At 43.9% G+C, this 12,129-nt stretch carries 11 protein-coding genes and 1 other annotated feature; all 11 genes read left to right on the forward strand.

Annotation, left to right across the window (positions count from 1 at the left end):
• Positions 1-136: 136 nt before the first annotated feature.
• Positions 137-607, forward strand: a complete 471-nt coding sequence (locus AC1DSB_RS06670) for a CtsR family transcriptional regulator (RefSeq protein ID WP_477586187.1) — start codon at positions 137-139, stop codon at positions 605-607.
• A gap of 12 nt (positions 608-619) precedes the next feature.
• On the forward strand, positions 620-1,165 hold the full coding sequence (locus AC1DSB_RS06675; RefSeq protein WP_477531050.1) for a UvrB/UvrC motif-containing protein: 546 nt from the start codon (positions 620-622) through the stop codon (positions 1,163-1,165).
• Positions 1,155-2,255, forward strand: coding sequence for a protein arginine kinase (locus AC1DSB_RS06680; protein WP_477586189.1), 1,101 nt, complete (start codon positions 1,155-1,157; stop codon positions 2,253-2,255). The genes AC1DSB_RS06675 and AC1DSB_RS06680 overlap by 11 nt, the downstream gene beginning before the upstream one ends.
• Positions 2,245-4,683 (forward strand): ATP-dependent protease ATP-binding subunit ClpC, encoded by a 2,439-nt coding sequence (clpC, locus tag AC1DSB_RS06685; RefSeq protein WP_016429855.1) that lies wholly within the window; start codon positions 2,245-2,247, stop codon positions 4,681-4,683. The genes AC1DSB_RS06680 and clpC overlap by 11 nt, the downstream gene beginning before the upstream one ends.
• A 111-nt stretch (positions 4,684-4,794) precedes the next feature.
• Positions 4,795-6,171 carry a DNA repair protein RadA gene (gene radA, locus AC1DSB_RS06690; RefSeq protein ID WP_477586191.1) on the forward strand — a complete coding sequence of 459 codons (1,377 nt, stop codon included), beginning with the start codon at positions 4,795-4,797 and terminating at the stop codon, positions 6,169-6,171.
• Positions 6,172-6,400: 229 nt separating this feature from the next.
• Entirely contained in the window at positions 6,401-7,480 is a 1,080-nt protein-coding gene (locus tag AC1DSB_RS06695) for a PIN/TRAM domain-containing protein (protein ID WP_477586193.1), read from the forward strand.
• 97 nt (positions 7,481-7,577) lie between these two features.
• The gene (gene ispD, locus AC1DSB_RS06700; RefSeq protein ID WP_477531052.1) at positions 7,578-8,273 is read left to right on the forward strand and encodes a 2-C-methyl-D-erythritol 4-phosphate cytidylyltransferase; all 696 of its coding nucleotides are present in this window, start codon (positions 7,578-7,580) and stop codon (positions 8,271-8,273) included.
• A complete protein-coding gene (gene ispF, locus AC1DSB_RS06705) occupies positions 8,274-8,750 on the forward strand; it encodes a 2-C-methyl-D-erythritol 2,4-cyclodiphosphate synthase (protein WP_477531053.1) in 477 nt (158 codons plus the stop codon).
• A gap of 56 nt (positions 8,751-8,806) precedes the next feature.
• Positions 8,807-10,270, forward strand: a complete 1,464-nt coding sequence (gene gltX, locus AC1DSB_RS06710; protein ID WP_477586197.1) for a glutamate--tRNA ligase — start codon at positions 8,807-8,809, stop codon at positions 10,268-10,270.
• A 54-nt stretch (positions 10,271-10,324) separates the two neighbouring features.
• Positions 10,325-10,549, forward strand: a binding site (T-box leader).
• A gap of 219 nt (positions 10,550-10,768) precedes the next feature.
• Positions 10,769-11,431 carry a serine O-acetyltransferase gene (gene cysE, locus AC1DSB_RS06715; RefSeq protein WP_477531071.1) on the forward strand — a complete coding sequence of 221 codons (663 nt, stop codon included), beginning with the start codon at positions 10,769-10,771 and terminating at the stop codon, positions 11,429-11,431.
• The coding region (gene cysS / locus AC1DSB_RS06720) for a cysteine--tRNA ligase (protein ID WP_477586195.1) at positions 11,428-12,129 on the forward strand (702 nt) is incomplete at its 3' end. The genes cysE and cysS, both read left to right, overlap by 4 nt.

A 12,129-nucleotide genomic window follows, 5' to 3' on the forward strand; every position in this document is an offset into this window, starting at 1 on the left:
CTTCCTATCTCCCCTTATATAATAAAGTCAAAGTTAGTCAAAGTCAGGTACATGGTGCATCCTATTGGGATGCCCACGTGAAATATAGCCACTAACCTTAATCGCACTCAGAGTTAATTGATCAGGAGGTGATTGCATGCGGAATATATCAGATATTATTGAAGGGTATTTAAAGAAAGTTATCGAATTAGATGAAAAAGGGCATGTTGAGATAAAGCGCAGTGAGATTGCGGAGCAGTTTCAATGTGTGCCTTCACAAATTAATTATGTGATTAATACGCGCTTCACCGCTGACCGTGGTTACCTCGTTGAAAGTAAGCGGGGGGGCGGGGGGTATATTCGAATAGTTCGGGTACGCGCTCATACGAAGGCYGATTTAATTGAAACCATTCTGGCAAGTTTAGAGCGTGGAGCTTCTCAAACGATGACGGAAGATATTATCTTTYGTTTAATCGATGAGAATGTAGTGACGAAGCGTGAGGCGAAAATGATGCTCGCGGCACTCGATCGTACAACCCTCAATACCCCATTGCCGCATCGAGATGAATTGCGTTCACGCATATTGCAAGCGATGCTTATGACATTCAAGTATGAACAGTTAAAGTGAGGCGAGCGCGAGATGATTTGTGAGAATTGTAAACATCGTCCGGCAAAAGTTACCGTGACGCAAATACAAAATGGAGAACAGGTGCAACGACATTATTGTGAGGTCTGCGCAAAAAATTTCCATCCGTTTCATTTGGATTTTCAGCAGGATCCACTTTCGCTACATCAGTTATTGTCCAATTGGTTTGGCGTCCCGGAAAGCAAACAAGTGCAACAAAAACCTCAACCAGAAGCTAAGACATGCAGTTCATGTGGATGGACATTCCGACAGTTTTTAAACCAAGGGAAGTTTGGGTGTGCACATTGTTATGAAAGTTTTCACGAACAATTACCGGACGTCTTCAAAAAATTGCACAACGGCAATGTGAAACATGTGGGAAAAGCGCCAGGTACATTTGGCCAAACACTGCAATTAAAAAAACAAATTGAAGCAATTCGCACGTCCATGCGCACGGCGATTGAGATTGAAAATTTTGAAGAGGCGGCACGACTTCGGGATGAAGCTCGCTCGTTAGAGGAACAGCTGAAAAGCGGAGGTGAAAACCGCGATGTCCATTGAACGTTTTCTAAATAATTCCGTTACAAGTTGGATGGCCGGCGAGGGAGAGCATGCAGATATCGTGATGAGCACGAGAATCCGGCTCGCCCGAAATTYAACAGGTTACCGATTTCCACTTTCTTTTACGGAAAATGAAGCGCTGCAAGTAGATCAAGCGATTTCTTCAGTTTTACTTGATGCAGAAGCGGAACTTGAGTCGACCTTTTCGTATATAGATATAAAAGAGCTATCTGCGCTCAATCGGCAAGTGCTGGTTGAAAAGCATTTAATCAGTCCGAAATTGGCTCACTCGGAAATAGCAGGGTCCGTTTTATTATCAGATGATGAAGCGGTCAGTGTGATGGTCAATGAAGAAGATCATATTCGCATACAATGTATTTTCCCGGGAATGCAGTTAAACGAAGCATGGCGTCAGGCAAACCATATAGATGACGTCCTTGAAAAAGAACTGCCCTATGCATTTGATGAACAGTTTGGCTATTTAACGAGTTGTCCGACGAATACGGGCACTGGCCTACGGGCATCGGTGATGATGCATTTACCAGCACTCACGATGACAAAGCAAATGGATCGTATTGTAACGGCGATTACACGTCTCGGGATGGTCGTACGCGGCATCTACGGAGAAGGTAGTGAAGCCCTCGGCAATGTGTATCAAGTATCAAATCAAACAACTCTCGGGAAATCAGAAGAAGATATCTTAACTGATTTGCAAAGCATCACTGAACAAATTATTCAAAAAGAACGTGAAGCAAGAGCGGCTCTCTTACATACGAGACCGAATGTATTGGAAGATCGTCTGTATCGTTCACTTGGTGTTTTGACGTATGCACGGCTTTTAACAACAGAAGAAGCGGGACGCTGTTTATCAGACGTGCGTCTTGGCATCGATCTAGGTTTGATTAAAGGTGTCGATGTTTCAATTTTGAATGAATGCATGGTTTTCATGCAACCAGGTTTTTTACAGAAGTATGCAGATACGTCCCTGCAACCCGAAGAACGCGATGTGTTTCGGGCAAAGTTGTTTAGGGAACGGTTGCAAGTAGACAATAATTTAGACAATGAAGGAGAGGAACCTCATGATGTTTAATCGATTTACACAACGCGCACAAAAAGTACTCCAATTAGCTCAAGAAGAAGCCATTCGTATGAAGCACGAGTCAATTGGTACTGAACATATATTATTAGGCTTAATTCGAGAGGGTGGCGGAATTGCTGCAAAAGCAATGGAAGCAATCGAAGTCAGCCCGCAAATGATTGAAGAAGGCATTGAAGAACTGGTAGGAATGGGAACTGGTGACGTAGGTCCAATCGTTCATTACACACCACGTGCGAAGAAAGTCATTGAGTTATCAGTAGACGAATCGCGTAAACTGGGCCATTCATACATCGGCACAGAGCATTTATTGCTGGCATTGATTCGCGAAGGTGAAGGTGTAGCGGCTCGTGTGCTTAACAATTCAGGTGTCAGCTTGAATAAAGCACGTCAACAAGTGCTGCAATTACTGGGTAGCAACGATCATGTTCAAGCGAACAGCGGAAACAATCCTGCTGCGAGCACACCAACGCTTGATAGCTTGGCTCGTGATTTAACACAAATTGCACGCGAAGGAAGCTTGGATCCAGTCATTGGACGTAGCAAAGAAATCACGCGTGTCATTGAAGTGCTATCACGTCGTACGAAAAACAACCCTGTTCTTATTGGGGAACCGGGTGTCGGTAAAACAGCCATCGCTGAAGGTTTGGCACAACAAATCGTGCAAAATGAAGTACCGGAAATTCTGCGTGACAAACGCGTCATGACATTGGATATGGGTACAGTTGTTGCGGGTACAAAATACCGTGGTGAGTTTGAAGATCGCTTGAAAAAAGTGATGGATGAAATTCGCCAAGCGGGTAACGTCATTCTATTTATCGATGAGCTCCACACATTGATTGGTGCCGGTGGTGCAGAAGGCGCTATTGATGCTTCAAATATCTTGAAACCGTCACTTGCTCGTGGCGAACTTCAATGTATTGGTGCAACAACGCTTGATGAATACCGTAAATATATTGAAAAAGATGCTGCTTTGGAGCGTCGTTTCCAACCGATTCAAGTGGATGAACCTTCAGTTGAAGAGTCTATTCAAATCATCAAAGGACTTCGTGATCGTTATGAAGCCCATCACCGTGTGAAAATTACGGATGCAGCGATTACTGCAGCAGCTAAAATGTCAGACCGTTACATTTCAGACCGTTTCTTACCGGACAAAGCAATTGATTTAATTGATGAAGCCGGTTCGAAAGTGCGTTTGCGTTCATACACGACACCGCCGAATTTGAAAGAACTGGAAACTCGTTTAGAAGCAATCCGTTCGGAGAAAAACGCGGCTGTTCAAAGCCAGGAGTTTGAAAAAGCAGCATCATTCCGTGATACGGAACAAAAGCTGAAAGAAGAACTCGAAAGCACGAAGAAGTCTTGGAAAGAAGAACAAGGCAGAGCCGAATCTGAAGTAACTGTGGAAGATATCGCGGCAGTTGTTTCCATGTGGACGGGAATTCCGGTTTCAAAACTGGCACAAACCGAGTCTGAGAAATTATTGAAATTAGAAGATACATTGCACCAACGTGTTATCGGTCAAGCGGAAGCAGTTACAGCGATTTCTCGCGCAGTACGCCGAGCACGCGCTGGATTGAAAGATCCAAAACGTCCAATTGGTTCATTCATTTTCCTTGGGCCAACTGGTGTCGGTAAAACAGAACTTGCCCGTGCACTTGCAGAGAGCATGTTTGGCGACGAAGATGCAATGATTCGCGTCGACATGTCCGAGTACATGGAAAAACACTCGACTTCTCGACTTGTCGGTTCACCTCCTGGTTACGTTGGATTTGAAGATGGCGGTCAATTGACAGAAAAAGTTCGTCGCAAACCGTATTCTGTTATTCTTTTAGATGAAATCGAGAAAGCACATCCAGATGTCTTCAATATCTTGTTGCAAGTGTTGGAAGATGGTCGCCTAACTGATTCTAAAGGACGCACAGTCGACTTCCGAAACACGGTTGTTATTATGACATCCAACGTCGGCGCGGAAGCGTTGAAGAAAAACAAATACGTCGGCTTCAATTTGCAAGACGGCGAACAGAAATACAAAGACATGAAAGGCAAAATGCTCGAAGAGTTGAAAAAAGCCTTCCGTCCTGAATTCTTAAACCGTGTCGATGAAATGATTGTGTTCCATTCTTTAGAAAAAGAACACTTGAAAGAAATCGTGACATTAATGACTGCTCAATTAACGAAACGCTTGAAAGAGCAGGAAATTGAGCTTGTGTTAACAGAAGCGGCTCAAGAAAAAATCACAAAAGAAGGGTACGACCCAGAGTACGGTGCACGTCCGCTCCGTCGTGCACTTCAAAAACACGTGGAAGATCGCTTGTCTGAAGAACTATTAAAAGGTACGGTGTTGACAGGAAACAATATTGTGTTCGATGTTGAAAACGATGAATTTATCGTTCGTACAAAAGAAGCAGTAACAGAATAAAACTATTGGAGCATTCCGGCGAGGCTGTTCGGAATGCTCTTTTTTACATAATGCTCTATGTAAACGATGTTGTTGATAGTAGTAAAGGAATCTGCGAAAGTAGGAGGTACTATGGCTAAACGTAAAACAAAATTCTTGTGTAACTCATGTGGCTATGAATCTGCTAAATGGATGGGACGCTGCCCTGGTTGTGGCGCATGGAACACCATGGTGGAAGAAGTGGAAGTGGTCGTAAAAGGACCCCGCCGCACGTTCCAGCATTCTGAAAAAATCGCACAAAAAGCGACCCCGATTACAGCTGTTGAAACGGTTGATGAACCACGCGTAGATACGGATCTTGCTGAATTGAACCGTGTACTTGGAGGCGGAATTGTACCTGGGTCACTTATTTTGATTGGTGGAGACCCCGGTATCGGTAAATCCACACTGTTGCTGCAAGTTTCCTCATTACTGGCGAACAAAGGGCAACGCGTATTGTATATGTCTGGGGAAGAGTCCATCCGACAAACGAAACTTCGTGCAGAACGTTTGGGTGTGGCATCTTCTGAGCTCTATATTTATTCAGAAACCAACTTGGAACTAGTGAATGAGGCAATCGATCAAGTCGAACCAAAGTTTGTCGTAATTGACTCCWTTCAAACAGTTCACCATCCTGAAGTTACGTCTGCCCCAGGTAGCGTTTCACAAGTGCGGGAATGTACAGCGGAATTGATGCGCATTGCCAAAACGAAAAACATTGCGATTTTCCTTGTGGGTCATGTAACGAAGGAAGGTCAGATTGCCGGACCGCGTTTACTTGAACATATGGTGGATACAGTTCTGTACTTCGAAGGCGAACGTCACCATACGTATCGCATTTTGCGTTCACAGAAAAACCGTTTTGGTTCAACCAACGAGATTGCTATTTTTGAAATGTTACAAGGTGGATTAAAAGAAGTATTGAACCCTTCTGAATTGTTCTTGCAAGAACGTTCACAAGGAGCGGCAGGTTCAACCGTTGTCGCTTCTATGGAAGGGACACGACCGATTCTGGTTGAAATTCAGGCTTTGATTACGCCGACGAGTTTCAACTATCCGAAGCGTATGGCAAGCGGGATTGATCAAAACCGGATTTCTTTACTGATGGCCGTATTAGAGAAACGGGTCGGAATGCTACTGCAAACGCAAGATGCCTACATTAAAGTAGCCGGTGGCGTGAAGCTAGACGAGCCAGCCATCGATTTGGCTGTCTTGACGACCATCGTTTCCAGTTTCCGTGATGTCGCGGCGAGTGCACATGACTGCTTTATTGGAGAAGTGGGGTTAACAGGTGAAGTGCGTCGTGTGTCCCGAGTGGAACAACGCGTGCAGGAAGCGGCGAAACTTGGATTCAAGCGTGCAATTATTCCAGCGTCGAATCTTGGCGGCTGGGACTATCCGAAAGGTATTCAAGTGGTTGGCGTTGAAACCGTAAATCAGGCATTAAAAGAAGCTTTCCCGAACGCTTAGGCGTTTTGGGAAAGCTTTTTCTCTAGTATCTCGAAGGAGGAGATTCCGCTGGGAGAATCTAGGTGGAACCGATCCGTTCGGATTAAAACCTTTGCCACGCCGATTAACTTCCCTACACCATAAATTCCAGGTGACTGACGCTTGTCATAAGAAACTTTACGATTGCCTTCTTCGTCAAGTAGGTGTTTCCGTTTGAAAACGTGTATAATCAAAAACAGGAGGTGGGCTAGTGTTAAAGTGGATTATTCGAATTACATTTATCTTGATTGGTGGAACGCTCGGGTTACTTTTTTTACCGCAATTATACGATCTTATACATTTATCTTCTAACCCGTGGCTGAACAATCCGTATGTGTCTGTGCTAATAGGAGCCATTCTTTTGTTTGTACTTGCTTTACTGTTAACCGACTATTTGATCGAGTTTTTAAGTTGGATGGAAGATCGATTGCTGAAAGCGCCAATCGGTGATTTGTTGTTTGGTACACTCGGTCTGATTATTGGGCTTAGTGTCGCATTTCTTTTGAATTTTGCGGTGGATTCTATACAGCTTCCTGTCATTGATGCGGTACTTCCCATATTGCTGACCATCACTTTAGGATATCTTGGTTTCCAGGTAGGCTTCAAGAAGCGCGATGAAATTGTTCAAATGTTTGCTGCTAACAAAACGGTTGTACAAAAGAAAAAGTTCGATGAAAACAACCCTCAGGCATTGCAACAAGCATCATATAAATTACTCGATACAAGTGTCATTATCGATGGTCGGATTTCTGATATTTCTGCAACGGGTTTCCTTGAAGGGGTGCTTGTCGTACCTCAGTTTGTATTGACTGAACTTCAGCATATTGCCGATTCTTCGGATACATTGAAACGTACACGAGGTCGACGTGGTCTTGATATCTTGAAACAACTTCAGTCCGAGCGAGCTTCAGCTGTTTTGATTACAGAAGAAGATTTTGATGATGTGGCAGAAGTTGATTTGAAACTGATGCGTCTTGCGAAGAAAATGGACGGCATGGTAGTGACCARTGATTTCAACTTGAATAAAGTGTGTGAATTGCATCAAGTGCCTGTTCTGAATATCAATGATCTTGCGAATGCGGTCAAACCAGTCGTGATTCCCGGTGAAGAAATGCATATCGTGGTCATCAAAGATGGCAAAGAACAAAATCAAGGTGTAGCATATCTAGACGACGGAACGATGATCGTCGTGGAAGATGGCAAGTCGTATATCGGCCAAGCAATTAACGTCATTGTTACAAGTGTTCTTCAAACTTCGGCTGGGCGAATGATTTTTGCTAAAACGAAATAAACAATTACACCTAAAATAAGAGGCTGCCCTTTCTGTCAACAACACCAGACAGCTAAGGCGGCCTCCTTTTCCATCAAGAAAGAGGAGAATACTTGAAATGAAATATATCGTTGTATTACCGGCTGCGGGTAGCGGGAAACGGATGAAGGCTGGCCGTAATAAATTATTTCTTACATTGCGCGATAAGCCAATTCTCATCCATACACTTGAGGTCTTTGAACAAGATACAAATTGCGTTGGGATCTGGCTCGCAGTGAAGCCTGAAGAGCGTGTGACGATTCAGGAGATGTTGAACGAGCATAACATTGCGAAAGTGAAAGGGATGCCTGAAGGTGGCGAGGAACGTCAATACAGTGTGTATGCCTGCATCCAAGCAGCTGAGCATGAGGCTGACTTGATTCTCGTGCACGATGCGGCAAGGCCTTTCATCGAACCAGCCGTGATTTCCCAAATGGTTCAAAAAGCTCGTGAGACCGGTGCTGCCATCGCTGGTGTGAAAGCGAAAGACACCATGAAACGTGTACGCAATCACATTATTGAAGAAACGGTGGACCGTGATCAATTGTGGATGATCCAGACTCCACAAGCTTTCCGTAAGGACATTTTGATGAAGGCACAACAGCAAGCAGAACAAGATGGGTTTCTCGGGACAGATGAATCCATGTTAGTCGAACGACTGAATATCCCTGTGTACGTGGTAGAGAGTACGTATGATAATGTAAAAATGACGACACAAGAAGATTTATTGATAGGCGAAGCCATCTTACAAAAACGACAGCAGGAGGAAAACTAAATGTTTCGAGTTGGACAAGGGTTTGATGTACATGAATTTGCAGAGAATAGACCGCTTATTTTAGGTGGCGTGACGATTCCATACGAAAAAGGTTTAATCGGGCATTCAGATGCCGATGTTTTATTACATACAGTAACGGATGCGGCACTGGGCGCAATTGGTGAAGGGGATATTGGACGTCATTTTCCCGATACGGACCCTGAATTTAAAGATGCAGATTCCGCAAAATTACTTGCATACATTTGGAACATCGTTGAAGAAAAAGGCTATAAATTAGGCAATGTGGATTGCACGATTATTGCACAGGCACCAAAGATGGCACCTTACATTAATCAAATGCGTGACCGCATCGCACAACTGCTAAATGCCGAACCATCGCAAGTGAATGTCAAAGCGACAACAACCGAAAAGCTGGGCTTTACAGGACGTGGAGAAGGCATCGCGGCACAGGCGACGATATTACTCATTCAAAAATAAGTATGACCTGTGTTAAACTGGACAAAGTTTAGCACGTATTCGAGGAGGACACAGACRTGACACAAGAAGTTCGCGTACGCTACGCACCAAGCCCAACAGGAAATTTACATATTGGTGGAGCCCGCACTGCCTTATTCAACTATTTATTTGCACGCCATCACGGCGGTAAATTCATTGTTCGTATTGAAGATACGGATATTGAACGTAACATTGAAGGTGGCGAATTATCGCAACTGGAAAACTTGAAATGGCTTGGCATGGAATATGATGAGTCTGTTGATATCGGTGGACCATATGCTCCTTACCGTCAAATGGAACGTTTGGACATTTACCAAAAGCATGCAGAAGAAATGCTTGAAAATGGTCATGCGTATAAATGTTTCTGCACAACGGAAGAGTTGGAAGTTGAGCGTGAAGAGCAAAAAGCAAAAGGTGTCGCTGCACCAATGTACAAAGGTACATGCCGTAACTTAACGAAAGAACAAGTGGCAGAAAAAGAGGCGGTAGGTCTTGCACATACCATTCGCATGCGTGTACCTGCAGATGTAACGTATACATTTGAAGACTTGGTGCGCGGTTCGGTTTCATTTGAATCGAAAGATGTTGGTGACTGGGTGCTTGTTAAAGCAAATGGTATTCCGACTTATAACTATGCAGTTGTTTTGGATGATTATTTCATGAAGATTTCTCACGTATTCCGTGGGGAAGAACATTTATCAAATACACCAAAACAAATGATGGTATTTGACGCATTTGGTTGGAAAGCGCCTGAATACGGTCATATGACATTAATCATCAACGAAAGCCGTAAAAAACTTTCAAAACGTGACGAATCGATTATTCAATTCGTTGCTCAGTATAAAGATCTTGGTTATATCCCAGAAGCAATGTTCAATTTCTTTGCACTTCTTGGCTGGTCTCCTGAAGGGGAAGAAGAAATCTTCACGAAAGAAGAATTTATTCGCCAATTTGACGTCAATCGTTTATCTAAATCGCCATCGATGTTCGATAAGCAAAAACTAACGTGGATGAATAATCAATATGTGAAGCAACTGTCACTTGAAGAAGTAGTTGAACTTGCATTGCCTCATTTACAAAAAGCTGGTCGCTTGCCTGAAACATTGACAGAAGAAGAAAAACAATGGGCAACGGGCGTGATCGCGCTTTACCATGAACAAATGAGTTTCGGTGCTGAAATTACTGAGCTAACTGACCTATTCTTTAAGGATGAACTTGCATATGATGAAGAAGCTACTGCTGTTTTAGCTGGCGAACAAGTGCCGGAAGTTATGGCATCTTTCAAAACGCAACTTGAGCAACTGGAAGTGTTTGAAGCAGATGCTGTCAAAGCAGCAATCAAAGCCGTGCAAAAAGAAACGGGACATAAAGGCAAGAACTTGTTCATGCCAATCCGTGTTGTGACGACTGGTCAAACACACGGTCCGGAATTGCCTAACGCAATCGCGTTAATCGGCAAAGAAAAGGTACTTGCACGTGTGGAGAAATTCGCAAAACAATAAGTTTGACTTTCATGCATGATGGTGTGAAAATGAAGCTATCTTTAACCAAAACATCAAAACGCTTTGATGAGGAGAAGTACATAAGGCACGCTCTTTAGAGAGGACCACCACCGGCTGAAAGTGGTCTGAGCTTTGGCACTATGGAAATGCACCTCTGAGCGCTCAGCTGAACCATTTAGTAAGCGAGCCGTACCGTCTACGTTACAAGACGCCAAGTGGGAAGGACCGCAAAACATCCTTCCAATCAGAGTGGAACCGCGCTATTACAGCGTCTCTGTCAGTCAATGACAGGGGCGCTTTTTATTTTGGTCAAAAAACTGTGAGGTTGTCTCGTAAAGTAAACTTGGAGATGAGACCCGTTTGAGTGATAAATCATTCCGTTTGATCGACAGACATGCCAGTTTGAGCGTTAAATTATTCACAAGCCAAATATAGGGCTACCGATCGAATCAAAATCAAACAAAACATTTAACAAAAACTAACACAGGAGGAACGATGATGTTCAGTCGAATGAAAGAAGATGTTGAAGTCGTCTTCGAGCAAGATCCAGCTGCCAGACGTGTGCTGGAAGTTGTGCTGACGTATGCCGGGTTACATGCGGTTTGGGCACACCGTGTCGCACATGCGCTCTTTAAGCGGAAATTCTTTTTCCTAGCGAGAGTCGTATCGCAAGTGAGTCGATTTTTCACCGGAATTGAAATCCATCCGGGTGCCAAAATTGGTCGCCGCTTTTTCATAGACCACGGAATGGGTGTAGTCATAGGGGAAACGTGTGAAATTGGCAATAATGTAACGATCTTCCAAGGAGTGACACTTGGTGGTACAGGTAAAGAACGAGGGAAACGACATCCCACGTTACACGATAATGTATTGGTAGCAACAGGAGCAAAAGTACTTGGGTCGATTACGATCGGTGAAAACAGTAAAGTCGGTGCAGGCTCGGTTGTATTGAAAAATGTTCCGCCAAATTCAACGGTTGTAGGTATTCCTGGTACAGTCGTCGTACAAGATGGAATCAAAGTGAAACGTGACTTGGATCACCAGGACTTGCCGGATCCAGTAGCGGATAAATGCAATATGTTAGAAGAAAAAATTGCCGTCTTGCGCGAACAAGTCGCGCTTGTCAGTGAACAATTCGAAAAGGAGCGAAACGTTAAATGAGCATTCATATTTACAACACATTGACGCGTCAAAAAGAACCATTTGTGCCGCTTGAAGAAGGCAAGGTGAAAATGTACGTATGTGGACCGACAGTATATAACTACATCCACATCGGGAACTCCCGTCCGGTAATCGTCTACGATACCGTACGTCGCTACTTGAAGTACCGTGGATATGAAGTGAATTTCGTTTCTAACTTTACGGATGTTGACGATAAAATCATCAAAACGGCAAATGAACTGGGTGAAGAAGTATCCGAATTAACCGAACGTTTTATCGCCGCTTATTTTGAAGATGTGGTTGCACTTGGTTGCCAGAAAGCGGATGCTCACCCACGTGTCACGGAACATATGGACTCTATCATCGAATTCATCGAAGTCTTAATCGAAAAAGGCTATGCTTACGAGTCGCAAGGTGACGTTTATTACCGCACACGCAAGTTTGAAGGGTACGGCAAATTGTCCCAACAATCGGTTGATGATTTAAAAATCGGCGCACGCATTGAAGCGGGCGAAAAGAAAGAAGATGCACTTGATTTTGCATTGTGGAAAGATGCGAAGCCGGGTGAAATTTTCTGGAAGAGTCCTTGGGGCAATGGTCGTCCGGGATGGCATATTGAATGTTCCGTTATGGCTCGTGAAATTTTGGGAGACACGATTGACATTCACGCAGGTGGACAGGATTTGACATTCCCGCAT

This window comes from Paenisporosarcina sp. P4_E4_2 (assembly GCF_056401595.1).